This is a genomic window from Magnetovibrio sp., assembly GCF_036568125.1.
Taxonomy (GTDB): domain Bacteria; phylum Pseudomonadota; class Alphaproteobacteria; order Rhodospirillales; family Magnetovibrionaceae; genus Magnetovibrio.
Genome location: NZ_DATCTF010000004.1, coordinates 266983 through 289970 on the forward strand (window position 1 = coordinate 266983; position 22988 = coordinate 289970).

24 protein-coding genes and 1 pseudogene are annotated in these 22988 nt (G+C 59.5%); 20 read left to right on the forward strand and 5 right to left on the reverse strand.

All coding sequences use genetic code 11. The annotated features are described in order from the left end of the window. Position 1 precedes the first annotated feature (1 nt). A complete protein-coding gene (locus VIN96_RS01740) occupies positions 2-628 on the reverse strand; it encodes a LysE family translocator (RefSeq protein WP_331893693.1) in 627 nt (208 codons plus the stop codon). 336 nt (positions 629-964) lie between these two features. Here VIN96_RS01740 and VIN96_RS01745 point away from each other — a divergent pair, with 336 nt between their 5' ends. Continuing rightward, positions 965-1741 carry an EAL domain-containing protein gene (locus tag VIN96_RS01745; protein WP_331893694.1) on the forward strand — a complete coding sequence of 259 codons (777 nt, stop codon included), beginning with the start codon at positions 965-967 and terminating at the stop codon, positions 1739-1741. A gap of 9 nt (positions 1742-1750) precedes the next feature. Here the strand turns inward: VIN96_RS01745 and cbiB are convergent, their stop codons facing one another. Further along, positions 1751-2761, reverse strand: a complete 1011-nt coding sequence (gene cbiB, locus VIN96_RS01750; RefSeq protein ID WP_331893695.1) for an adenosylcobinamide-phosphate synthase CbiB — start codon at positions 2759-2761, stop codon at positions 1751-1753. 166 nt (positions 2762-2927) lie between these two features. On the opposite strand from cbiB, the gene VIN96_RS01755 reads away from it, so the two are divergent. Genes VIN96_RS01755 through cobM form a run of 6 tightly spaced genes read left to right on the forward strand, consistent with a single transcriptional unit; the run spans position 2928 to position 9865 of the window. Beyond that, entirely contained in the window at positions 2928-3923 is a 996-nt protein-coding gene (locus tag VIN96_RS01755; RefSeq protein ID WP_331893696.1) for a sirohydrochlorin chelatase, read from the forward strand. Positions 3924-3925: 2 nt separating this feature from the next. Then, on the forward strand, positions 3926-4585 hold the full coding sequence (locus VIN96_RS01760) for a precorrin-8X methylmutase (protein ID WP_331893697.1): 660 nt from the start codon (positions 3926-3928) through the stop codon (positions 4583-4585). After that, positions 4582-5817, forward strand: coding sequence for a precorrin-6y C5,15-methyltransferase (decarboxylating) subunit CbiE (gene cbiE / locus VIN96_RS01765; RefSeq protein ID WP_331893698.1), 1236 nt, complete (start codon positions 4582-4584; stop codon positions 5815-5817). Before VIN96_RS01760 ends, cbiE begins: the two co-directional genes overlap by 4 nt. Then, on the forward strand, positions 5810-8380 hold the full coding sequence (gene cobJ, locus VIN96_RS01770; protein ID WP_331893699.1) for a precorrin-3B C(17)-methyltransferase: 2571 nt from the start codon (positions 5810-5812) through the stop codon (positions 8378-8380). Before cbiE ends, cobJ begins: the two co-directional genes overlap by 8 nt. Further along, entirely contained in the window at positions 8380-9096 is a 717-nt protein-coding gene (locus VIN96_RS01775) for a hypothetical protein (RefSeq protein WP_331893700.1), read from the forward strand. The genes cobJ and VIN96_RS01775 overlap by 1 nt, the downstream gene beginning before the upstream one ends. A gap of 4 nt (positions 9097-9100) precedes the next feature. Next, entirely contained in the window at positions 9101-9865 is a 765-nt protein-coding gene (gene cobM / locus VIN96_RS01780; protein WP_331893701.1) for a precorrin-4 C(11)-methyltransferase, read from the forward strand. Between the two features lie 9 nt (positions 9866-9874). On the opposite strand, the gene VIN96_RS01785 is transcribed toward cobM, so the two are convergent. Together VIN96_RS01785 and VIN96_RS01790 are read right to left on the reverse strand one after the other, a co-directional pair. Next, positions 9875-10621 (reverse strand): cobalt-precorrin-6A reductase, encoded by a 747-nt coding sequence (locus VIN96_RS01785; RefSeq protein WP_331893702.1) that lies wholly within the window; start codon positions 10619-10621, stop codon positions 9875-9877. After that, complete coding sequence (locus VIN96_RS01790; protein WP_331893703.1) at positions 10618-11733, reverse strand: cobalt-precorrin-5B (C(1))-methyltransferase; 1116 nt, start codon at positions 11731-11733, stop codon at positions 10618-10620. The genes VIN96_RS01785 and VIN96_RS01790 overlap by 4 nt, the downstream gene beginning before the upstream one ends. A gap of 136 nt (positions 11734-11869) precedes the next feature. Between VIN96_RS01790 and VIN96_RS01795 the strand changes: the two genes are divergently transcribed. From VIN96_RS01795 to VIN96_RS01855, 13 genes are all read left to right on the forward strand, one after another. Next, positions 11870-12466 carry an SCO family protein gene (locus VIN96_RS01795; protein WP_331893704.1) on the forward strand — a complete coding sequence of 199 codons (597 nt, stop codon included), beginning with the start codon at positions 11870-11872 and terminating at the stop codon, positions 12464-12466. 12 nt (positions 12467-12478) lie between these two features. After that, positions 12479-13807 carry a cobyrinate a,c-diamide synthase gene (locus tag VIN96_RS01800; RefSeq protein ID WP_331893705.1) on the forward strand — a complete coding sequence of 443 codons (1329 nt, stop codon included), beginning with the start codon at positions 12479-12481 and terminating at the stop codon, positions 13805-13807. Positions 13808-13942: 135 nt separating this feature from the next. Further along, positions 13943-15226, forward strand: a complete 1284-nt coding sequence (locus VIN96_RS01805; protein WP_331893706.1) for a polyhydroxyalkanoate depolymerase — start codon at positions 13943-13945, stop codon at positions 15224-15226. After that, entirely contained in the window at positions 15180-15668 is a 489-nt protein-coding gene (locus VIN96_RS01810) for a YcgN family cysteine cluster protein (protein WP_414675583.1), read from the forward strand. Before VIN96_RS01805 ends, VIN96_RS01810 begins: the two co-directional genes overlap by 47 nt. 35 nt (positions 15669-15703) lie before the next feature. Next, a complete protein-coding gene (locus VIN96_RS01815) occupies positions 15704-16411 on the forward strand; it encodes a SprT family zinc-dependent metalloprotease (protein ID WP_331893707.1) in 708 nt (235 codons plus the stop codon). A 28-nt stretch (positions 16412-16439) separates the two neighbouring features. Beyond that, complete coding sequence (locus VIN96_RS01820; RefSeq protein ID WP_331893708.1) at positions 16440-16859, forward strand: secondary thiamine-phosphate synthase enzyme YjbQ; 420 nt, start codon at positions 16440-16442, stop codon at positions 16857-16859. Positions 16860-16971: 112 nt separating this feature from the next. Further along, positions 16972-17676, forward strand: a complete 705-nt coding sequence (locus tag VIN96_RS01825; protein WP_331893709.1) for an HAD family hydrolase — start codon at positions 16972-16974, stop codon at positions 17674-17676. Positions 17677-17829: 153 nt separating this feature from the next. After that, on the forward strand, positions 17830-18024 hold the full coding sequence (locus VIN96_RS01830; protein WP_331893710.1) for a hypothetical protein: 195 nt from the start codon (positions 17830-17832) through the stop codon (positions 18022-18024). Between the two features lie 112 nt (positions 18025-18136). Then, the gene (locus tag VIN96_RS01835; protein WP_331893711.1) at positions 18137-18493 is read left to right on the forward strand and encodes a hypothetical protein; all 357 of its coding nucleotides are present in this window, start codon (positions 18137-18139) and stop codon (positions 18491-18493) included. A 376-nt stretch (positions 18494-18869) separates the two neighbouring features. Next, on the forward strand, positions 18870-19652 hold the full coding sequence (locus VIN96_RS01840) for an MBL fold metallo-hydrolase (protein WP_331893712.1): 783 nt from the start codon (positions 18870-18872) through the stop codon (positions 19650-19652). A 144-nt stretch (positions 19653-19796) separates the two neighbouring features. Beyond that, on the forward strand, positions 19797-20918 hold the full coding sequence (locus tag VIN96_RS01845) for a YeeE/YedE family protein (protein WP_331893713.1): 1122 nt from the start codon (positions 19797-19799) through the stop codon (positions 20916-20918). Beyond that, positions 20915-21163 carry a sulfurtransferase TusA family protein gene (locus VIN96_RS01850; RefSeq protein WP_331893714.1) on the forward strand — a complete coding sequence of 83 codons (249 nt, stop codon included), beginning with the start codon at positions 20915-20917 and terminating at the stop codon, positions 21161-21163. The genes VIN96_RS01845 and VIN96_RS01850 overlap by 4 nt, the downstream gene beginning before the upstream one ends. 27 nt (positions 21164-21190) lie before the next feature. After that, the gene (locus tag VIN96_RS01855; RefSeq protein ID WP_331893715.1) at positions 21191-22603 is read left to right on the forward strand and encodes a PAS domain-containing sensor histidine kinase; all 1413 of its coding nucleotides are present in this window, start codon (positions 21191-21193) and stop codon (positions 22601-22603) included. A gap of 162 nt (positions 22604-22765) precedes the next feature. On the opposite strand, the pseudogene VIN96_RS01860 reads toward VIN96_RS01855, so the two are convergent. Further along, positions 22766-22988 (reverse strand): annotated as a pseudogene (locus tag VIN96_RS01860) (hypothetical protein); the annotation flags it as partial.

Sequence of the window (22988 nt, forward strand, 5' to 3'; positions counted from 1 at the left end):
TCTACAAAAACGCCAGCCATCCGCCGACGCCGACCATCAACGATCCCGCGACCCGGTTGAGCAAACGCACGTTGCCCGAATTTTGCAGGAATTTGCGCAGCGTTTTGCCGCCCGAGGCGTAGATCACCAGACACACGAACTCCATCACCAAAATCAGGGCGACCAGGATGGCAAGTTGCGGTGCGACGGCGCGTTCCAGGTCGATAAACGGTGGCAGCAACGCGACCATGAACGCCCACGCCTTGGGATTGGAAATAGCGGTGATGAAGCCTTGCAGAGCCAGTTCGCCACGGCGCGGTTGCGGTGCGGCGTTGTCGTCGTCCAGGCGCAGGGCCATACGGCCTTTTGACAGCCACAACTGCACCCCCAGGTAGGCCAGATACGCGCCGCCGCCGTATTTCAAGATCAAGAACAGTTCGGGGCTTTGGGTCAGTATCGCGGCGACGCCCATCACCGCCGACGCGGCGACCAGACCGACGCCGAGTAACTCACCCGTCATCATCCACAGCGTCTTGCGCACGCCGATGGTCATGCCCATGGTCAGCGCCAAGGTCATGCACAGGCCCGGCGTCAGCGAAACAAAGAAGAAAGTCGGCACGAACACCGCCAACAGGGTGAGATCAGCCATTGAACACCTGGGGATAAAATTGTCCTCTGACCTAGATAAGCTTTTCACGGTTCGTGTCGAGAAAATAAATGCCTGTGCAAATACCCTTCGGCACGACCAAGCTGCGGGCTTTCCGACGTTCAGCGCGATAGGGTCGATATTCAAGATAACCCCGATCGCCAATGCACAACTTCGATGTCTCGGGTTGGAGTCATTGAAAACACAAAGTGATCAAGCCATTAACACTGGACGCTCAACTTCTTATCGCCTTGAAATTTAAAGCCCTCGTCATGATATGTAACGCGCGGGCGAACACGGGCGTTTTACATATTCATCATAATCGGTTGAGCATGACCCATGGGGAAATCACAGAACGCGAACGCAGACTTTAAGCCCCTGGGCTGCAAGAACTGTCTCGAGCAAAATCCGTTGGGTTTCGATATCACCATGGCATACCAGCCGATCGTTGATGTGCGCAACAACAGCGTCTTTGCTTATGAGGCCTTGGTCCGGGGCGCCGACGGCGCAGGCGCAGGGCAAGTGCTTTCGCGGATAACGCCAGAAAACCGATATTCGTTCGACCAAACCTGCCGGGTTAAGGCTATTGAGATTTCCACACGATTGGGGATCAGTTGCAATCTGAGCATCAATTTCCTGCCCAATGCCGTGTACCGGCCGGAAACATGCATCCGTGCGACCATAGAAGCGGCGGATCAGTTCAACCTGCCGGTCAGCAAAATCATGTTCGAGGTGACCGAAGCCGAACCGGTGAACGATCCGGTTCATTTGCTCAACATTTTCGATGAATATCGCGAACGCGGCTTTATCACCGCCATTGATGATTTTGGTTCTGGTTACGCGGGGCTCAACCTGCTGACCAAATTCAAGCCCCAAGTGCTGAAGCTGGATATGGAACTTTGCCAGGGCATTTGCACCCACAGCGACAAGCAAATCATCACCCAAGGGGCGGTCAATACAGCGCGCGCACTTGGTGTCGAGGTCATCGCGGAAGGCGTCGAAACGCTAGAGGATTTTGCAACCCTTCGGGATTTGGGCATCTGGTATTTTCAGGGCTATTTATTCGCCAAGCCGGAAATCGAGGCCTTGCCGCTGCCGGTTTATCCGGCAAGTTGATGATTGAGTTTAAGTGCCCACTCCAAAGCGATACACCGCGATTACCGCGACGATCAGCACATTGATAAGGCACGCCACGACATAAAGATACAACGCACGTTCGATATCGCGCGCGGTGGCTTTGGCGGTTCCGTCGCCGATCCACGCGGCATCGACGGTATGGTGGGGATATTTGCGTGGACCCGCCAGCGCCAGACCCAGCGCGCCCGCGGTGGCGGCCTCAGGCCAGCCGGCGTTGGGCGAGTTGTGTTTGGCGGCGTCGCGCCACATGGTTTTGAACGCCCGCGCCGGATTGCCCTTGGGCGCGGCGAACGCGGCCAGCACCAAGATCAAGCCCGCCAACCGCGCCGGGATCAGGTTCAGCACGTCGTCGAGCTTGGCGGCGGTGAAGCCGAACGCGTGGTAACGTTCGTTCTTGTAGCCGATCATCGAATCGAGCGTGTTGACCGCCTTGTAGACCAGCAAGCCGGGAAAACCGAACAGCACGTACCAAAACACCGGCGCAATCACGCCGTCGGAAAAATTTTCCGCCAGGCTTTCGATGGCGGCGCGTGACACGCCGTGTTCATCCAATTGTGCCGGATCGCGGCCGACGATTTCCGCCACCGCCCGTCGTCCGTCTTCGATGCCGCCGTGGTGCAGCGCCGCCCAAACCTTGCGCACGGCGGCGTAAAGTTCGCGTTGGGCCAGCAGCGCGACGAGCAAAAACAGTTCCACCGCCCAGCCGAAATCGTGATGAAAGGTCAGCCACTGCACCCCCCATCCCACCGCCCCGGCCAGGGCGACGACGATCACCACCACCAGCGCGCCGCGCGCGGAACGATCCACCTGGCTGCGATTTGCACGATTGAGCCTGTCGTCGAACCACCCGATCACCCGCCCGATCACCACCACCGGGTGCGGTATCAGCTTAAACACCGGGCCCATGCCGCCCACCGCCGCGTCCAGCACCAGGGCCAAGACCAGCAAAAAGAACGGATCGAACGCGGAGTTCGCGTTGAGGATGCCAAAGCTAAACATGCGCGCAGTCTAACGACGAGACGGGGGGAGGAGAAATAAATTTGTGCGCAGGTGCAACAAAGTTTATATACTGCGCACACCACGAACGGAGCCATGCGGACGGAGGCTATGACCACCCGCACCGTTTCAAACGCCGAAGGCCATGCACCAGCGTAAGGACCCAGCCATGCCCCACGACATCCATTCCAGTGAACTGCCCGCGATCATGATTTGCGGCCACGGCTCGCGCGACCGCGGCGCGGTTGAAGAGTTCAATCAGCTTGCCGTGCGCATCAAGGAACGCCTGCCCGAACACCGCGTCGAAAGCGGCTTTTTGGAATTCGCCACCCCGGTGATCCGCACCGGCCTGGATAAGCTGCGCGATGCGGGGGCGAAAAAGATCGTCTGCCTGCCGGGCATGTTGTTCGCCGCCGGGCACGTCAAAAACGACCTGCCCTCGGAAGTGAACAACTACGCCGCCGAGAACGCCGATTTGGAGATGGTGTTTGCCGCCGACCTCGGCATCGACGCGCGCTTGTTGGCGGCCGCGAAGCAGCGCATCGAAGAAGCGCTCGACGCCGCCGAGACCGACGTGGCGCGCGAAGACACCTTGTTGCTGGTGGTCGGCCGCGGCACCAACGATTCGGACGCCAATTCCAACGTCGCCAAAGTCACCCGCATGTTGTGGGAAGGCCTGCAGGTCGGCTGGGCGGATACGGCTTATTCGGGCGTGGCCTATCCTTTGGTCGATCAAGCCCTGGCGCGGGTCACCAAGATGGGCTTCAAGCGCATCGTGGTGTTCCCGTACTTTCTGTTTTCCGGCATCTTGGTCACCCGCATCTACAACTGGGCCGATGAAGCGCAAGCGGCGAATCCGGACGTGGAAATTCTTAAGGCCTCGTACCTCAACGATCATCCCAAGGTCATTGACGCCTTCATCGGGCGCATGGAAGACGCCCTCAACGGTGCGGGGGTGATGAATTGCCAGCTGTGTAAATACCGCGAGCAGATCATCGGTCACGAACACGATCACGGCGCAGTGCAAGTCGGCCATCACCACCATGTCCAGGGCGTCGGCACAGAAGACAACGCCCAAGACCGCGGCGTGCATCATGGCCACGGCCATCATCATCACCATCATGGGCACCATCACGACCACACCCACGGTGACGCGGAGGGCTGAGCATGTCTTCAGCATCGATTCCCTTCGACTACATCCGCGAACCTGACGCCATATCGCGCGAAAGCTTCGTGCGCATCCGCGCCGAGGCTTCGCTCGGCCATCTGCCGGGACTCATGCAAGCCGTGGCCGAACGCGTGATCCACGCCACCGCGTTGCTGGAAGCCGCCGATCACCTGCGCTTCACCCCCGATGCCCCGGAACGCGTTCGGGCGGCGTTGCAAGCGGGTGCGCCGATCTTGGTCGATGCGCAGATGGTGGCGCGCGGCATCACGGCGCGCTTTTTACCCGCCGATAATTTGGTGCGCTGCTGTTTGACCGACGATGGCGTGGCCGAAGAAGCTCTGGCGCGCAGCGAAACCCGCTCGGCCGTGGCGGTGGAGCGCTGGGCGGATCAGTTGGATGGCGCGGTGTGCGTATTCGGCAATGCGCCGACGGCGCTGTTTCGCTTGCTCGAAATGCTGCAGGGCGGCGCGGCCAAACCGGCGGCGATACTGGGCTTTCCGGTCGGTTTCGTCGGTGCGGCGGAAAGCAAGCAGGCGTTGATGGACTTCGCCATGGGCGACGGCATGGATATCCCCGTGATCACCATGGCGGGGCGTCTGGGCGGCAGCGCGGTCGCGGCGGGTGCGCTCAACGCCATTGCGCTGGGGGGCAATCCATGAACGCGGGTTCCGTGATTACGGTCGTGGGCATCGGCGAAGACGGTCTCGCTGGCCTTTCGCCTGCCGCGCTGGCCTTGGTCGACGGCGCCGAGGTCTTGATCGGCGGCGAGCGCCACCTGCAAAAAGCCCCCGACGTCAACGCCGAACGGTTGGACTGGTCGGCGGGTTTCGACGCCACGTTGGACGAGATCGAAGCCCGCTTAGATCGGCGCATCGTGGTGTTGGCGTCAGGCGATCCGTTGCATTTTGGCGTCGGGGCGACGCTGATCCGCCGTTTTGGCGCGTCGCGCGTCGCCGTTGTGCCCGCCCCCGGCGCGGTCAGCCTGGCGTGCGCGCGCATGGGCTGGTCGGTGCCCGACGTCACCGTGGTGACCATTCATGGGCGACCGCTCGAAAGCCTCAATTTACATCTTGCGCCCGCTGCTCGCTTGGTGGTGTTGGCACGCGACGGCGACAGCCCTGCGGAGGTCGCACAACTGCTCACGGATCAAGGTTTCGGGCCGAGCCGGATCACGGTTTTGGAATACCTGGGCGGCGCACGGGAAAAACGCGTCGAGGCCACGGCGGACCGGTGGAGCCACGGTACGTGCGCCGACCTTGCGACCTTGGCGATCGAATGCATCGCAGGCCCCGGTGCGCGGCCGCTGTCGCGGTTGGCGGGATTGCCCGATGATGCGTTCGAACATGACGGTCAGCTCACCAAACGCGAAGTGCGCGCCGTGACCTTGGCGCGCCTCGCTCCGTTACCCGGCGAAATGCTGTGGGATGTCGGCGCCGGGGCGGGGTCGATCGGCATCGAGTGGATGCGCAGCGCCCGGTCATGTCGTGCGGTGGCCATCGAACGCGACCCAGAACGCGCCGCGCGCATTGCCCGCAATGCCCATGCGTTGGGCGTGCCGTATTTGAAAATCGAACAGAACGAGGCTTTGACGGCGCTGAAAACCCTCGACGGTGCGCCTGATGCGGTGTTTGTTGGCGGGGGCGTTGCGGTCCCGGGTTTGTTGCAAGCCGCGTGGGCGCGGCTTAAACCCGGCGGACGTTTGGTGGCCAATGCGGTCACCGTCGAAGGGGCCGCCGAACTGGCAAAAATGAACCAAGAAATTCACGGTGATCTGATTCAAATCGCCATTTCACGACAGGATAATAAGGTGCCAAAAATAACCTTATTTGAAAATATGCGTACGGTTATGCAATTGATGGCGGTTAAGCCATTGGAAACTAAAAATGATTAAGAATAACAAAGTGAATGCTCAAGCATCTGAGGTTCATCCTGGAAAGCTGATCGGAATTGGCATCGGACCGGGCGCCGCAGATTTGATGACGGTGCGCGCGCGCGCCAAACTTGCGCAGGCTCAGGTTATCGCGCATATGCACGCAAGCGGAAAAGCGCCCTTGGCCCTGGAAATCGTGCAGCCTTTTGTGCCGACGGGGGTCGACGTGCTCGCCGTGGCGGTGCCCATGGATGCCAGCGGCGCGGATCGACAGGTGTACTACGATCACGCCATCCCCGAATTTCGCGCCCATTTGGAACAAGGCCGCGACGTCACGTTCATCTGCGAAGGCGACGCGTTGTTCTACGGATCGTTTCAATACGTGATGGAACGCTTGATCGACGATTACGAGATCGAGGTGGTGCCAGGCGTGACCTCTGTGCAAGCGTGTAGCGCGGCGGCGACATTGCCGCTGACGCGCGGTGACGACACGTTTCAGGCCCTGCCCGCGACACTGCCCGAGGGTGTATTGACCGCGCGGCTGCGTGACCCGCGCTGCGCCGTCGCGGTGATGAAAATCGGCCGTCATGTAAGTAAGGTTAAACGCGCACTCTTAAGTGCCGGGCGCTTGGATGACGCCATGTGGATCGAGCGGGCATCGACAACTGAGCAAAAAATCGCAAAATTTGCCGATTTTGAGGGTGATTCTTCGTATTTTTCGATGATTTTGGTTCCGGCTTGCAAAATGAACCATGCGGCGGACGCGCCGCAAAATGCCACGGTGGTGTGTCTGAATAAGGCCGGGTTGGCAACGGCGCAGCGCCTTAAAGCCGGGTTGCCGGGGGCCAAAGTGTGGGGCCGTACTGAACGTCTCGAGCCCAGCAGCGTGGACCAGTTGTTTGCCGACAGCGCCGAAACGCTGCGCGATCTCTACCGCAGCGGCACGCCCATCGTCGCCGTGATGTCGGCGGGCATCGTGATGCGGGTGTTGGCGCCCCTTTTGGCCGACAAATATAAAGAACCGCCGGTGGTCGCGGTCTCGCCCGACGGTGCGTTCGCGGTGCCGCTGCTGGGTGGTCACCATGGCGCCAACCACTTGGCGGCGGCGATCGCCGGCATCACCCACGGCCAAGCGGCGATCACCACGGCGGGCGATGCGCATTTGGGCGTTGCGCTGGATGAGCCGCCCCACGGCTGGTCGGTGGCGAACCCGCAGCGCGCCAAATCCATCGCGACATCGTTGCTCAACGGCGACAAGGTCGGGCTCGACGTTGAGAGCGGCGATGCTTCGTGGCTCGCACCCGCAGGCTTTCGGGAATGCGGCGCACTCAACGTGCGCGTCACCCACATGGCGGCAGCGGACAAGGAAGAGGCGTTGGTGCTGCACCCGCCCACCTTGGCGCTGGGCGTCGGATGTGAGCGCGACTGCGATCCGGTCGAGCTGTCGGCGTTGGTCGACGAGACCCTCGCGGCGGCAGGTCTGGCGAAACAGTCCATCGCCTGTGTTGCGTCCATCGACGTAAAATCGGATGAAGCAGCGGTTTTGCATTTGGCCGATGAATTGGGCGTTCCGGCACGCTTTTTCACCGCTGCCGAACTGGAAGCGCAAACGCCGAAATTGAAAAATCCCTCCGACGTGGTGTTTGCCGAGGTCGGTTGCCATGGGGTGAGCGAAGGCGCGGCCTTGGCTGCGGCATCGGGTGGCGAGTTGATCGTCGCCAAGCACAAATCCAAGCGCGCCACCTGTGCGGTGGCGCTGGATGAACGCGGCATCAAACCGGCCGAGGTCGGCAAGGGGCGTGGGCGGCTGTTCGTGGTCGGCATCGGGCCGGGTACCGACGCGTGGCGCACCCCCGAAGTGACCCGCGTCATCAGCCAAGTCACCGACGTGGTCGGCTACGGCTTTTATCTCGACCTGATCCCCGACCTGATCAAAGGCAAGGTGCGCCACACCTCGATCCTGTCCGAAGAAGAAGCGCGTGTGCGCCAGGCGTTGGAATTGGCCGCCGAAGGCCGCGACGTGGCGTTGATCAGCTCCGGCGACATCGGCATCTACGCCATGGCGTCGCTGGTGTTCGAGCTTTTGGACCGCGAAGATCGCGCCGACTGGAACCGCCTCTACATTCAAGTTGAGCCGGGCATCAGCGCGTTTCAGGCCGCCGCGGCGCGCATCGGCGCGCCGGTCGGTCACGATTTCTGCCTGATATCCCTGTCCGACCTGTTGACGCCATGGAATGTGATCGAACGGCGCTTGAAAGCGGCGGCCGAAGGCGGCTTCGTGGTGTCGTTTTACAATCCGGTGTCTAAGCGCCGCCGTACCCAGTTGGCGGAGGCGCGCGATATTTTGCTGAGCAAGCGCAGTTCCGACACTCCGGTGGTGCTGGCGCGTCAATTGGGCCGACCGGACGAAAAAATCGACGTGATCCGCTTGGGCGACTTGACCCCGGACCACGCCGATATGCTGACGTTGGTGATGGTCGGCGGCGAAGACACCCGGGTGATCGAACGCGGGCAAAACTGCTGGGTCTATACGCCGCGAGGATATGGCGGCAAAATGGACGCCCAAGCGGGAGGAAACGACTGATGAAAAAATTGGCCATTGTAACGCTCACCATCGTGCTCGCCGTATCCACGGCATCGATGGTCCGGGCGCAAACCAGTGCCGACATCGTGCGCGATGCGGTGTTCAGCGAACTCGAAAAGCGAATCATCGGTGAGCACTATGGCGTCGACGTGCAGCAACGCGCCGAAGACACCACACCGCCAACCTGGGCGGTCAAGGACGATGAGGCCAAAGCCGAGGACCAAGATCGCGACGACGATGAAGACGGCGATCGCGAAAAAGGTCAAAAAGACAAAAAGAAAAAAGATAAGGGCAAGGATAAGGGTAAGGACAAAGGCGACAAGAAGGATAAGGCCAAGTCCAAGGGGCTGCCCCCGGGCCTTGCCAAACGCGACAGCCTGCCGCCGGGTCTGCAAAAGCAGCTCGACAAAAATGGCCGCCTGCCGCCGGGCTTGGCCAAGCGTGATCTGCCTTCTGATCTCGCCGCTAAGCTTCCCGCCCGCGCGGATACTCAAGACGTGATCGAGGTCGATCAAGACGTCGTTCTGGTGGACAAGACCACGGGCGTGATACTCGATGTCATCAAGGATGTGGTGCGTGCCCGCACCGGCGCGGGACAAAGCCCAGCCACGTCGCCCGACGGCACATTGGCCGCGCCGGGCCCGCAAAGTCCGGATGTCGCGCCGCAAAGCAGCACCATCGACATTATCCTCAAAAGCATTTTTGGAGGCAACTGAGCCCATGACCGTTCACTTTATCGGCGCGGGACCGGGTGCGCCCGATCTCATCACCGTGCGCGCCTTGAACTTGATCAAGACGTGCCCGGTGGTGCTGTATGCAGGCTCATTGGTGCCCACCGAAATCGTCGCCGAGGCCCGCGACGATGCCCACGTGGTCGACACCGCGCCGCTGCATCTGGACGAAATCATCGCCGAAATCGAAACCGCGCATGCGAAAGGCCAAGACGTGGCGCGGGTGCATTCCGGCGATCCGTCGATTTATGGCGCGATCGCCGAACAGATGCGCCGCTTGGACGCCCTGGGCATCGATTACGATGTCACCCCGGGCGTGCCCGCCTTTGCCGCCGCCGCGGCTTTGCTCAAACGCGAATTGACCTTGCCCGACATCAGCCAGAGCATCGTTTTGACCCGCACCTCGGTGCGCGCCAGCGCCATGCCGGCGGGCGAGACCTTGGAAAATTTCGCCAAGACCGGCGCGACTTTGGCGGTGCATCTGTCGATCAACAATCTGGGTCCGGTGGTCAAACAACTGAGCCCCTATTACGGTGGCGATTGCCCGGTCGCGGTGGTCTACCGCGCCAGTTGGCCTGATCAAGCCGTGCTGACCGGAACGCTGAGCGACATCCGCGCCAAGGTCAAAGAGGCCGGCTTTACCCGCACCGCATTGATCTTGGTGGGACGTGTTTTAGCCTCTGAAGACTTTACGAACAGCAAGCTATACGATGCTGCGCATAGCCACGTCCTGCGTGAGATCAAAGCGTCTTAGGCACTTCCATTATACGTGCACGTAGAGCCAGCCGAGCGCATCTTCGATGCTGCTCACCCGGTCGCCGTCGGGCGGCGGTGGGCGGCGGATCAGCACGATACGCGCGCCGACTTTGGCCGCCGCGTCGATCTTGGCGCGGGTCGAATCGCCACCGCTGGCCTTGCTGACCAAGGTATCGATTTGGTGCGCGCGCATCAGGGCTTCTTCCGAGGCCAGGTCGAACGGTGGCCGTCCGACGATGACGGTGCAGTCGTCCAAGCCAAGCGGCGCATCCGGCTGGTCGATCAGGCGAACAAACAGCTTCACGTCGCGCACCTGATCAAAGGCCGCAAGTTGCTTGCGCCCGATGGTCACGAATGCGCGTTCGGACGTGCGCGCCACCAGCCGCGCGGCCTCGTCAGCGTCGGGTACGAACACGATGTCGGCGTCTTGGGGCAAGGTCCACGACGGACGGTCCAGGCGCAGACGTGGCGTTGAGGTTATTGCGCAGGCCTCGACGGCGTTTTGCGTCATGGTGGCGGCAAAGGGGTGGGTGGCGTCGATGACGGCTTTCATGCCCCGGCGCTGGATGAAATCGGCCAAACCCTGGGCCCCGCCGAAACTGCCGATACGCACATGGCCGGGCATGTCGGACGGTGCGCGGGTGACGCCGGCCAGGGCGATGGTGACGTCCAAGTCGGGGCGCTGGGCCGCCAGGGCATGGGCCAATTGCGCGGCCTCCATCGTGCCGCCAAGGATCAAAATGCTGGCGCTCATGAGGCTTCTCCAATGCGGTTGCCGTTGCGGTCATAGACCCACACGGTGACGTCCGTTCCTCCGGCCAAGGTCGCCAACGCGACCTCGCGGGCTTGGCGGGCGACCAAATTAGCCAATGCGCCCGCGTCGTCGTTGGCCAGTTCCAAGACCCGCATCGCGGTGTTGGCGGTTTGCGCCGCTTCGATCGCGTCTCGATCATCACTCACGACAGCCAAGAGATCCGACAGTTTATTGAAATCGACCCTGGAACGCGCCGAATGCAAATCCATCGCCCCTTGGGCCAATTTGACCAGCTTGGCGAAACCGCCCGCGATGGTCAGGCGCTCGACCGGGTGGGCGCGCACGTATTTGAGCAGTCCGCCGGCGAAATCGCCCATGTCGATGAGCGCTTCCTGGGGTAAAGACAGCTCGCTATTCGCGGCCTGTTCCGAGGTCCGACCGGTAGACGCGAGAATATGGGGAAAGTGCTGGGCACGGGCCACGTCGACGCCGCGCTGGATGGAATGAATCCAGCTCGAACACGAAAACGGCACCACGATACCGGTGGTGCCCAGCACCGAAAGCCCGCCGACGATGCCGAGCCGCGCGTTCATGGTTTTTTTCGCAACTTCCGCCCCGCCGGGAATGGAAATGGTGACTTTGACATCCGGCGGTGTCGTGACGGCAGGGTCGAGTTCGTGGGCCACGGCTTGTAAGGCTTGGGCGATTTGTTGGCGCGGTCCGGGGTTGATGGCGGGTTCGCCGGGGGGCAGCGGCAGGCCCATCAAGGTCACGGTGCCGACGCCTTCGCCCGCAGCGAAGCTGACCCCGCCGGGCGGCCCGGGGCATACCTCGGCGATGATTTCCAAGCCATGAGTGACGTCGGGGTCGTCACCGGCGTCCTTGACGATGCCGACGCGCGCGAATCCGTCGCCCAATTGGCGCGTTGCAAGCACAAAGGTCGGCGTGTCGCCGCGCGGTAGGCGTATGGTCACGGTGTCTTGGAATTCGCCCGTTTGCAGGGCCCGCCACGCCGCCGCCGCCGCCGCCGCCGCGCACGCACCCGTTGTCCAGCCTTTGCGCAAGGCTACGCCAGTGGGTTTGCGGCTCGGTTCGGAAGAAGGTTCGGTCATGGCGACACTTTAGGCACGCCGCGCGGGGACGGCAACGCCAGACTTCGAGGCGAAAAAAGGCGCTGTTGGCCCTTGCGATGGGGGGGGAGGGCTCGTATTGTCGGCTTCAAACAAGGGACAACCGCAGGGGATACCCATGAAACGCATCGTTGTTATTGCCTTAGCCGCGCTGGGCTTCGTCGTCGCCGCTACGGTCGGGCGCTATTATCTGGTCGGTCACGGCGGGGGCACGTCGAGCTCCAGCTCGGTCAGCATCGGTGGGCCGTTTCAACTGGTGGACCATAATGGCAAAGCGGTTACGGATGAGGATTTCCGCGGCAAATACATGCTGGTTTATTTCGGCTACACGTTCTGTCCCGACGTATGTCCGACCTCACTGAGCATCGTTGCCGAAGCCTTGGATCAACTGAGCCCCGAAGAGTTGGACAAAATCGTGCCGATCTTCATTTCCGTGGACCCGGATCGCGATACGCCCGAATCGTTGGCCGATTTCGTTCCGCATTTTCACGAGAAGCTGGTCGGCCTGACCGGCACGCCCGAGCAAATCAAAGCCGTGGCGCGGGCTTATCGAGCCTTTTACGCCAAGGTCAACGAGGACGATCCGGACGGAAACTATCTGATGGATCACAGTTCCATCACTTACCTGATGGGACCGGACGGCAAGTACGCGGCGCATTTCAGCCATGGCACGCCACCTGCCGCGATGGCCAAACGACTAGCTGAAATCCTTTAAGGAGTTCCCGCCATGTCCGGTGAAAAAACCGTCAACGGCCTGATCATCGCTGCGCCGTCGTCCGGCAGCGGCAAGACCGTGGTGACCCTGGGCATTTTGGCAAACCTGAAGGCTCAAGGCGTGCGCGTTGCGTCGATGAAGTCGGGCCCCGATTATATCGATCCCGCCTTTCATGCCCGCGCCACGGGCCAGCCGTGCTTCAACGCCGACAGTTGGGCGATGCGCCCATCCACCTTGATGGCTGCCGCGGCAACCGCTGGCGAAAACGCCGATTTGGTGGTGTGCGAAGGGGTGATGGGGTTGTTCGACGGCGCCAGCGCGACCGAAGGATCCACCGCCGACATCGCCGGGCGCACCGGCTGGCCGGTGATCTTGGTGGTCGACAGCCGCGCCCAGGGCGCATCCGCCGCCGCGCTGGTGAAAGGCTTCGATACCTTTCGCGAATCGCTCGGCATCGCCGGTGTGATCTTCAACCGGGTCGGCAGCGCCCGTCATCAACGCGTGATCCGCGAAGCCATGGCGTATGCCGTGCCGCACATTCCGGTTTTGGGCATGATCCCGATGGAACCGGGGTTGGAACTGCCGTCACGTCACCTGGGGCTCATTCAAGCCGCCGAACATGAGGGCTTGGAAGCTCTGATGGCGCATGCCGGTAACGTCATCGGTCGGCATGTGGACATGGCTGCGCTGCAAGCGCTGGCCAATGGTTGGGCGGCGAGCGGCGCGGTCAAGCCGTTGCAGCCGTTGGGCCAACACATCGCCGTGGCCCGCGACGAGGCATTTGCCTTCGCCTATCCGATGGTGTTGCAGGGCTGGCGCAACCAAGGGGCGGAGATCAGCTTTTTTTCGCCGCTTGACGATGAAGTCCCGGCGGCGGATGCGGATGCGGTGTTTTTGCCCGGCGGCTATCCCGAACTGCATGCCTATCGACTGTCCAGCGCGGATCGCTTTTTGGCTGGTATTCGCGCCGCAGCGGCGCGTGGTGCGGTCGTTTACGGCGAATGCGGTGGTTACATGGTGCTGGGGCGCGGCATGCAGGACGCCGACGGCACCACTCACCCCATGGCCGGATTGCTGCCATTGGGCACGTCGTTCGAACGGCGCAAACTCAGTCTCGGCTACCGTCGTTTGGTGCAGATCGCAGAAACCCCGTTGGGCGCGGTGCACACCCGGTTTCGCGGTCACGAATTTCACTATGCCACCGTTACCAATGAAGGTCCGGGCATCCATTTGTTCGAGGCCCAGGACGCCGACGGCGCGAAGCTCGGTCGTATGGGGCTGGTGAACCAAAACGTGTTCGGCTCGTTCATTCATCTGATCGATCGTGAGCCCAAGGATTGAGAGATCATCCCTATGGTGCAGTGCAAAAAAAGATGTGCAGTGCACCAAAAACAGGGTAGGCTTTTCCTGTGAGGTTCGAGGGGAACCAGATATGGACCGCGAGCGGTTCAGAGACGGGAATCTAGATAAACAGTCATGCTCTACCACTTACATGAATTTCAGCATGCTGCGCTCGGACCGTATCGCGCGTGGCTTAAGGCATCGCGCACGGCGTTGACGCCGTTCCAGCACACCCCCTATGGCCGGCCGATGGCCGCCACGCTCGAGGTCGCGGAACGCTTGATCCGTCGCTATGGCAAGCCAGAATTCGGAATTCAACACGTCACGATGGACGGGCCTAAAGGGTCGCGGACCGTGGCCGTGCGCGAAGAGATTGTCGACGAAACGCCGTTTTGCAATCTGCTGCGCTTTCACAAAGACGGTGGCGACGATCAGCCGAAGGTTTTGTTGGCGGCGCCGCTGTCGGGCCACTATGCGACCTTGCTGCGCGGCACCGTACAAGCGATGCTGCCCGAGCACGATGTCTACATCACCGACTGGATCGATGCGCGCGACGTGCCGTTGGGCGCGGGCGACTTTCACCTCGACGATTATATCGAGCTGATGGCACGCTACTTCGAATTGCTGGGCCCCGATTGTCATGTCGTGGCGGTGTGTCAGCCGTCAGTGCCGGTGCTGGCGGCTGTGGCGGTGCAGGCCGAAGATATAGCCGCGGGCAAGCCCGGGGTGATTCCGCGTACCATGACACTGATGGGCGGCCCGGTGGATACCCGCGAAAACCCCACGGCGGTGAACGCGTTCGCCAAGGAACACGACCTGGCTTGGTTCAAAAGCCATTCGATTCACCGCGTGCCATTGACCTATCCGGGTTTCGGACGTCAGGTTTACCCCGGCTTTCTGCAATTGCAGGGTTTTTTGGGCATGAACATCGACCGCCATATGAACGCACATATGGACCATTTTTGGCATTTGGTGCGTGGCGACGGCGATGGCGCGACCCAGCACCGCAAGTTCTACGACGAATACATGTCGGTGATGGATCTTCCGGCGGAATACTTCGTCGAAACCATCCAAGCGGTGTTTCACGATCATGCCTTGCCCAAGGGCGAATTGATGTATCGCGGCCGCCGCGTTGACCCCACCGCCATTAAGGATGTGGCGTTGATGACGGTGGAAGGCGAACTGGACGATATTTCTGGCGTCGGTCAGACGGCCGCCGCGCACACCATCTGTCCCGATATCCCTGCGCACATGCGCGCGCGCATCGTGCAAAATGGCGTTGGTCATTATGGTATTTTCAATGGACGCAAATGGCGTGGTATCATTCAGCCGCAATTGGCTGAATTCATAAAAACTCATGGTCAGGTGAGCGGTGCCTCTCAATCCAAGCCCAAAAAATCCAACAAACGCAAAGCTTAACGCCCAGGGTGAAATTCCCTTTTGGCGCAAAAAGCGCCTCCAAGACATGACCCCGGCAGAGTGGGAATCGCTTTGCGATGGCTGCGGACGGTGTTGTTTGGAAAAATTGGAAGACATGCACAGCGGCGAAATCAGCTACACCAACGTCGCGTGCAGCCTGCTGGATCTGGAAACATGCCGGTGCGCGCATTACGCGGAGCGCCAGCGCTATATGCCCGATTGCGTGGCGTTGACCTCCGCCAACGTCGGCGAGCTGCACTGGATGCCGTATTCGTGCGCCTATCGCCGCCTCGCCGAGGGCCGCGATCTGGCCGATTGGCATCCCCTGGTCAGCGGCGATCCCGACAGCATTTTCAAGGCTGGCATCGCGGTGCGCGGGCGCTGCATCTCGGCCAGTGAAGCGGGCGATCTGGAAGACCATATCGTCGACTTGCCCGATTAAGATATCTCGCTATGCAATGGAGCAAGAAGCCTCGCATGCCAGCGCAAAAGACCCAGTCCCAGCACACCTTGCAGATCGATGGTGATGCTGTGCCCTTGGTGGTGCGCCGCCATCCCCAAGCGCGACGGATGATCTTGCGCCTAAACGAGCAAGGCACCGGCGCGGTGGTGACGATTCCCACCTACGTTGCGTTTCAAGACGGCGTCGACATGGCCGCGCGCAAGACCGATTGGATCAGGCGTCAGCTGGTCAAGCGCCCTCAGACGCTGACCTTCGCCGATGGGGTCGAGGTGCCTATTCTCGGCGTGCCGCACATCGTCCGTCATAAGCCGAGCGGTCGGGGCGTGTGCCGGGTGGACGGCGTCATTTTGGTCGCGGGACGCGAAGAACACCTCAACCGCCGCTTGACCGACTGGCTGAAATCCCAGGCCCGTGCGGAAATCAGCGCCCGCGCTCATACCAAGGCCAGCGATGTCGAACGGCGCATCAGCCGTATTTCCATTCGCGACACGCGTTCGCGATGGGGCTCATGCGGCACCGGCGGCACGCTCAATTTCAGCTGGCGGTTGGTGCTGGCGCCCGAACACGTGCTCGATTACGTGGTTGCACACGAAGTCGCGCATTTGGTTCATCACAATCACGGCGACCTTTTTTGGGCGCTGACCGACAGCCTCACGCCACGTATGCAGGAAGCCCGCGACTGGCTGTCGGCGTTCGGCCGCGATTTGCACCGATACGGTTGAACGACACAATTTGCAAGGAACCCAGCGTATGCGCCAAGACCACACCACCTTGAACATTCATACCAACCGTCAGGGTTTGTTCGAACTAACCAAACAGATCAAGGCGTGGGTGCTCGGCACCGGCATTAATACCGGCATGTTGACGGTGTTTTGCCGCCACACCTCGGCCAGCCTGATGATTCAAGAAAACGCCGATCCAGACGTGCAATACGATATCGAGACGTTTTTCAAGCAGCTGGTGCGCGAAGACCCATCGCTCTATACCCACACCAACGAAGGTCCCGACGACATGCCGGGCCATATCCGCTCGGTACTGACTGATGTATCGCTGTCGATTCCGGTGATCGGCGGGGCGCCGGTGCTGGGCACGTGGCAGGGGGTGTTTTTATATGAGCACCGCGCGCGCAATCACGACCGCCAGGTGGTCCTGCACCTGATGGGTGACTAAGCGCTGATTTTTTCAAAGACTTGCGACGGCAGCGCGGCGACCCCACATTCGATCCGATCGCGTTCAGTGGGCCTCCCCGGTTTCGAACGATAAAAGGTTTAAGAGATAAAGCATGAAAGCTGTGATTTTTGATGTCGACGGCACCCTTGCCGATACCGAGGATGCCCACCGGGAAGCCTTCAACGATGCCTTCGCCAAAGCGGGCTTGGACTGGGTTTGGGACCGCGATCTATACAAACACCTGCTTAAGGTAACGGGCGGCAAGCAGCGGATCCGGTTTTTTCTCGAAGAACGCGATCCGGAGTTCCTTCAACGAGATGACATCGATGAGCTGATTCCGGCGTTGCACAAAAGCAAAACCGATTTTTTCGTCGCCCGGCTGCAAAACGGCCAAGTGCCGCTGCGCCCCGGCATCGAAGACCTGATCAACGAATGTCGCGCCAAGGACATGACCATCGCCATCGCCACCACCACCACGCCGGTCAACGTCGAAACGTTGCTGCGGGTGAATTTGGGTGACGAGAGCCTCAATTGGTTCGCGTGCATCGGCGACGGCGGCAAGGTGCCGGTGCTCAAACCCGAGCCCGATGTTTACAACTGGGTGCTGGATCAACTGGGGCTGGAGGCAAAAGAAACGCTTGCTTTGGAAGACAGCCGCAACGGCCTTGTCGCCTGTGAGCGCGCCCATGTTCCGTGCTTGATCGTCACCAACGACTATACCTTGGGCCAGGACTTCGGTGGTTGTCTCGATCAGTGGGAAAGCTACGAAGGGGTGACGTTGGCGAAGCTGCAAGACGTGCATGGACGCGCAGCCTGAGCACCGCCCTCATCACCGTCAAGCGTCAACATCTTGTAACGCTACTAAGGTATATATACTAAATAGCGTGCTTTTTACACCATAAAAAGGGTGAAATAAAAAGCAGATGAGCCTATATAGGTAAGAGGCCCCCCGATCAAAAGGAGATCCGCCATGCAGGATGCTCAGTTTGTGTTTGTGACCGAAGACGCCCGTGTGATGGCGATGTTGATGGACGGACGTCTCGAAGACGTGACCGAGGTGTGCGATTTGTTGCCGCGTTCCGGCGCGTTGGCATGTGCCGACACGCAAGCCGTGGACGATCTGGCAAAAAAACGCCGCGCTCTGCTGATGAAATTTGCTGCCTGACGCGATGCCTGTTTGAGTTTTCGACGCCGTCATATTTGCGTATGATTGTTGAGGGGCGATTCGAAAATAAGAACGAAACGACGGCGCGGCGTGCGGCGTCGGGAAGGGCATCATGAGCGACGCGGTTGAAATCTACGTGTGTCTGGAAGGCCAAGCCCTGAAAGAGGGCAAGGTCGAATACAGCCAATCCATCGCGGACAAATATGCGGCGGAGCGCGATGCGCAAGAGCGCGTCAAACGCAACCCGATGATCCACAAGATCGCTTACTATCGTGTCAACGACGAAGGCGATTTCCGCATTTTCTATTCCTTCACCAACAAAAATCTGCACGAAGCGCAAACGGTGATCCAAGAACACGTGCGCAAGCCAAAACTGAAAAAACCACCCAAGCGCACCTTTTTGGAACGGCTGTTCGGCGTCGGCTCGGGCAAAAAGACCGTACTCACCAAGAAACCCATCAAAAAATAAGCTGAATTGTGGCGCGTTCAGTTGGCAAGGAGTCGCATCACCGCCATCATCGCGCACAGCCCAAACGACCGGCTTATTATGTCCGCACGCGCGTCGGTGATGAGTTCGTCGCGGTGCAGAAAATGATCCATCGGGGTGTCCAGCGCGGCGCGCTTTTAAAAAGAATATCGATTAAAGCATCCTCGAAGGTTGAGACCGCCCCCTGCAAACGCGGTAAAGTCCAATTAGTTCATATGATGTTGCAAAGTTTTCGTGTCTGCGTTTGTGTGTTGAGAATCAGAATTCTGGGGTCTACTGTGAACGGGCATTTGGGGTGCCACTCAATGCGGTAATGGAGACGACTTTGCGCATAAAGTTTTGGGGAGTCCGAGGCAGCGTGTCGTGCGCTTATTCCGACTATCTCGAATACGGCGGCAACACTTCGTGCGTCGAACTGGAAATTATGGGCCGGACTGTGATCCTCGATGCGGGGACCGGCTTGCCGTGGTTGGGCAACGACCTGTTGAAACGCGGCGTGCGCGACGTTTATTTATTGATGAGCCATTTTCACAGCGATCACACCAACGGCTTCAATTATTTCAAGCACATTTACATTCCCGAACACTCGGTGCACATCCGCGCGGCATTGAATTACGGCGAACTGACGGTCGAGGACTTGATCCGTCGTCAGCTGTCGGAAAACCTCCATCCGGTGCAGTACGAGCACCTGCCGTCGACGTTGGAATGCGTCGGCTTTCATGCCGGCGATGTGTTCGATCTATTCGATGGGCTGCACATCAAAACGTACATGCTGACCCATCCTGCAGGCTGCACGTGCTACCGCATGGAAGCAGAGGGTAAGGTTCTCGTTTACGCCACCGACACCGAACACACGATCGGCGGGACGGACGAGGGGTTGGTGGAGATGATGAAGGACGCCGATCTGGTCATCTACGATTGCACCTACACCGAAGAAGAACTGCCGAGCAAGCTCGGCTGGGGCCATTCAACATGGCAAGAGGGCGTGCGCTTGTGCAAGCTCGCCGGCGCAAAGCGCATGGCCATGTACCACTACTCGCCCGATTACAATGACGACGTTGTCCGCGAACTGGAATCCCAAGCCCAAGCGGAATGGAGCGGTGCGTTCGGCGCTAAGGAAGGCATGGAAATCATCCTTTGATCCGACGTTGCCTCTACACCGATCGCAGCGTGTTATTGTTCATATATCACTAAATTAAATCGTATATAATGATTTATTGCGCCAACAGCGCAGGCAAAATATTGTGAATACAATTGTAACAGTGTGATCCGTTGAACAACCATCATGCAGAATGAGTTCACGTTGATTCTCATTACGTCGCTGGCTTGCGGTTTAGCCGCCGGCTTTGTGCTGCATCGTTCCGATTTTTGCGTCACGGCCATGTTCCGTGACTTTTTTTTGTTTCGCGATGTGCGCATGCTGCGGGTGTTGGTGTTTATGATCGTCGTGTCCATGGCGTTGGTGCACGGCGCACGGGCCATGGGGCTGATTGCCTACTATCCATTTCCATTGTTGGGCGCGATGTCGTTGACCAACATCTTGGGCGGGGTGGTGTTCGGCATTGGCATGGTTCTAGCTGGTGGTTGCGTGGTGGGCACGCTGTACAAAATGGGGTCAGGCAGCGTGCTGAGCGCCGTGGCTTTCGCCGGTTTATTGATCGGTAGCGCGTTGTATGCCGAATTCCATCCGGCATGGGCCGGGTTGACCAAGCAGCTTGCGATCTTTGGCACCGGAAAAACATTGCCGGAGGTTATTGGTCTCGACCCCAACACTGTGATTATACCAATTTTGGCGGCGGGAATTGTGCTGGTGACGACATGGGCGCGACGCGGCCAGTTGGTGATGCCGGCGTTTGTGGATGGCTATATTCAGCCGTGGCTTACCGCCATCGCTCTGGCTGTGATTGGTTTGGTGTCGTACGTCGTGGTGGGCATGCCGCTCGGCATCACCACCTCTTACGCCAAATTGGGGGCAACGGTGGAATCGTGGATTGTGCCCGATCATGTCGCATCACTGGTTTATTTTCAGGGCCAGGGCCTTAAGTACACGCCGCCGTTTGGCGATCAAATGATTGCGGGCGGCGCAGGACCTGCGTTCGACGCCGTTGCCGCAATCCAATATCCACTGGTTGGCGGGATCGTTCTTGGCGCGTTGGTTTCGGCGTTGCTGTTGCGGGAATGGAAGCTCGTGTACCGGGTGCCGGCTAGACAATACGCATCGGTGCTGGTGGGCGGCATGTTGGTGGGCATGGCGGCGCGCATGGTGCCGGCGTGCAATGTCTGGCACTTGTGGGGCGGGGTGCCGATTTTAGCGGGACAAAGCCTTTTGTATGTGGTGGGATTGATGCCGGGTGCTTGGCTCGGCAGCGTTATTTTGTCAAAGTATGTTGTGAGGGCGCCAGCATGACAAATCAAAACAGCCAGATTCATAAGCTCGATATTTGCGGGCAGATTTGTCCATCGTGTTTGCTGATCGCCTTGAAAGAGGTTAACGCCAATCGTTCACTTCTAGCAGGCGGTGGGGCAATTCATATTTTAACCGACAGCCGCCAGGCGATTAACACCATTCCCGGTTCGGTGCATAACATGGGCTATCACACGAATATCGTTAAGGCCGAAGGGCATTATCGCATTGAAATCCAGAGTGCATAACAGGGCGCACGAACGGCATATGAGCTTATGAGTCAAAACCAGGACGGTTCGAAAACAGATCACGACCTAGAAGCGTGTCCACATCACGGCACGGGCAATCATTGCGACGTCATTTCGTATGTGCGCGACAAGGTCAATCAGTTGCTGGGCATCATGGGGACCTTGCCGCTGAAACCCGAAGAGCTGGACAACGATACGCTCATTGCCCTCGATCCGATCGGCATTGTTGCCGAATCATTTGAGCAAGTGCTCCAACATCAACGCGCCATCAACAACGCTTTGGAAAATGCCCGCGACGAAACCCGCGCCGTGGTGGACGCTGCCGGCGCGGCCATCGTGGTGGTTGATGAAGATTTGGTGGTTCAGGAATACAACCAGTTGGCAAAAGATACGCTGTTCGCAGGCCTTGGCGATGCGACCGGGCGCGTCATCTGCAAACTGTTGGTGGATGAGGGCGGCGCCAGCGACCCGCTGAACGGCGATATCCGCACGCGCTTGGAACAGATGTTTGAAACGGATGGGGTCGGCGACGATCTGGACGTCACCATCGGGGCGAAGACCTATCATCTGGCGGTCACGCCGATGCACACGCTTGAATCGGACAATCGCAAAGCCATCTTGGTGTTTTTCGACGTCACCGAACGTTTCGAGTTGGAGCGTGAATTGCGGCGCCTGAACAGCGATCTCGAACAGCGCGTCAAGGAACGCACGGCCGAATTGGAAGCCGCCAAGGAACAAGCCGAAAAGGCCAACAACGCAAAGTCCGAATTTCTGGCCCACATGTCGCATGAACTGCGCACGCCACTCAACGCCATCATCGGTTTTGGCGAGTTTCTGCGTTATGCCCCGCAAGACATGACCGATCAGCAACAGGAATACACCCTGCACATCGTCGACAGCGGGCGGCACCTGTTGGGATTGATCAACGACATTCTCGACTTGGCTAAAATCGAAACCGGCGAACTGAAAATCGAAATGGAAAATATTTCGGTGCGCGATGTGGTGGACGATTGCGTTCAATTGGTTAGCAATCTTGCCGCTGAACATAAGGTCAGTCTCGGCGCGGGCTGTCTGTGTGTCGATGAGTCATATGTCCGGGCAGACGCCGGACGCTTGCGACAAGTTCTGATCAACATCATGTCCAACGCGGTCAAATACAATGTGCCCGGCGGCGAAGTCAGCATTTCGTGTCAGGTCCAATCCGATGATTTCGTGCGCATCAGCGTCACGGACACGGGTGTCGGCATTCCCGAAAGTTTCCATGCCGATGTGTTCAGCAACTTCGCGCGTGACAGCACCACCGCCAAGCTGACCGAAGGCCACGGCATCGGCCTCAGCATTTCGAAAGATTTGATCGAACTGATGGGTGGGCGTATCGATTTCACAACCAAGGTCGGCGAAGGCACGACCTTCTGGATCGACGTCGCACGGGCAATTTGAAACTTACGAGAACGTAAGGCAGCAAGCCATCGACTTCCGGACGCTAATGTCGGAGACTTCAAACACGACCACGATCTCTCGCCTCGACCTGATCTCATTAGCCAAATATGGGAGATTAAAAAGGGTTGAAATGAAGTGGACGTGGCACAGTATCGGCTCACACTACGTCACCGTGAAGTCGTTCGCGTCGAGGTCGGCGAGGCTGACGCCGGTGAGGGTGATTTCCATGTCCACGGTGGCGTCTCCGTTGGTGTCGATTTGCAGCAGATCGGTGCCGTCGTCGAAGCGCGCTTCGGTGTTGTTGCCGCTGGTGCTGCCGGTGAACGCGCCCGCGCCCAGCCAGTTGAAGATGCCCGTGAGCATGCCTTGCAGATAGATGTCTTCA

Excerpts from the sequence above, each read along its gene's own strand:
- VIN96_RS01740 (WP_331893693.1), bottom strand. The coding sequence starts at position 628 with ATGGCTGATCTCACCCTGTTGGCGGTGTTCGTGCCGACTTTCTTCTTT.
- VIN96_RS01745 (WP_331893694.1), top strand. The coding sequence starts at position 965 with ATGGGGAAATCACAGAACGCGAACGCAGACTTTAAGCCCCTGGGCTGC.
- cbiB (WP_331893695.1), bottom strand. The coding sequence starts at position 2,761 with ATGTTTAGCTTTGGCATCCTCAACGCGAACTCCGCGTTCGATCCGTTC.
- VIN96_RS01755 (WP_331893696.1), top strand. The coding sequence starts at position 2,928 with ATGCCCCACGACATCCATTCCAGTGAACTGCCCGCGATCATGATTTGC.
- VIN96_RS01760 (WP_331893697.1), top strand. The coding sequence starts at position 3,926 with ATGTCTTCAGCATCGATTCCCTTCGACTACATCCGCGAACCTGACGCC.
- cbiE (WP_331893698.1), top strand. The coding sequence starts at position 4,582 with ATGAACGCGGGTTCCGTGATTACGGTCGTGGGCATCGGCGAAGACGGT.
- cobJ (WP_331893699.1), top strand. The coding sequence starts at position 5,810 with ATGATTAAGAATAACAAAGTGAATGCTCAAGCATCTGAGGTTCATCCT.
- VIN96_RS01775 (WP_331893700.1), top strand. The coding sequence starts at position 8,380 with ATGAAAAAATTGGCCATTGTAACGCTCACCATCGTGCTCGCCGTATCC.
- cobM (WP_331893701.1), top strand. The coding sequence starts at position 9,101 with ATGACCGTTCACTTTATCGGCGCGGGACCGGGTGCGCCCGATCTCATC.
- VIN96_RS01785 (WP_331893702.1), bottom strand. The coding sequence starts at position 10,621 with ATGAGCGCCAGCATTTTGATCCTTGGCGGCACGATGGAGGCCGCGCAA.
- VIN96_RS01790 (WP_331893703.1), bottom strand. The coding sequence starts at position 11,733 with ATGACCGAACCTTCTTCCGAACCGAGCCGCAAACCCACTGGCGTAGCC.
- VIN96_RS01795 (WP_331893704.1), top strand. The coding sequence starts at position 11,870 with ATGAAACGCATCGTTGTTATTGCCTTAGCCGCGCTGGGCTTCGTCGTC.
- VIN96_RS01800 (WP_331893705.1), top strand. The coding sequence starts at position 12,479 with ATGTCCGGTGAAAAAACCGTCAACGGCCTGATCATCGCTGCGCCGTCG.
- VIN96_RS01805 (WP_331893706.1), top strand. The coding sequence starts at position 13,943 with ATGCTCTACCACTTACATGAATTTCAGCATGCTGCGCTCGGACCGTAT.
- VIN96_RS01815 (WP_331893707.1), top strand. The coding sequence starts at position 15,704 with ATGCCAGCGCAAAAGACCCAGTCCCAGCACACCTTGCAGATCGATGGT.
- VIN96_RS01820 (WP_331893708.1), top strand. The coding sequence starts at position 16,440 with ATGCGCCAAGACCACACCACCTTGAACATTCATACCAACCGTCAGGGT.
- VIN96_RS01825 (WP_331893709.1), top strand. The coding sequence starts at position 16,972 with ATGAAAGCTGTGATTTTTGATGTCGACGGCACCCTTGCCGATACCGAG.
- VIN96_RS01830 (WP_331893710.1), top strand. The coding sequence starts at position 17,830 with ATGCAGGATGCTCAGTTTGTGTTTGTGACCGAAGACGCCCGTGTGATG.
- VIN96_RS01835 (WP_331893711.1), top strand. The coding sequence starts at position 18,137 with ATGAGCGACGCGGTTGAAATCTACGTGTGTCTGGAAGGCCAAGCCCTG.
- VIN96_RS01845 (WP_331893713.1), top strand. The coding sequence starts at position 19,797 with ATGCAGAATGAGTTCACGTTGATTCTCATTACGTCGCTGGCTTGCGGT.
- VIN96_RS01850 (WP_331893714.1), top strand. The coding sequence starts at position 20,915 with ATGACAAATCAAAACAGCCAGATTCATAAGCTCGATATTTGCGGGCAG.
- VIN96_RS01855 (WP_331893715.1), top strand. The coding sequence starts at position 21,191 with ATGAGTCAAAACCAGGACGGTTCGAAAACAGATCACGACCTAGAAGCG.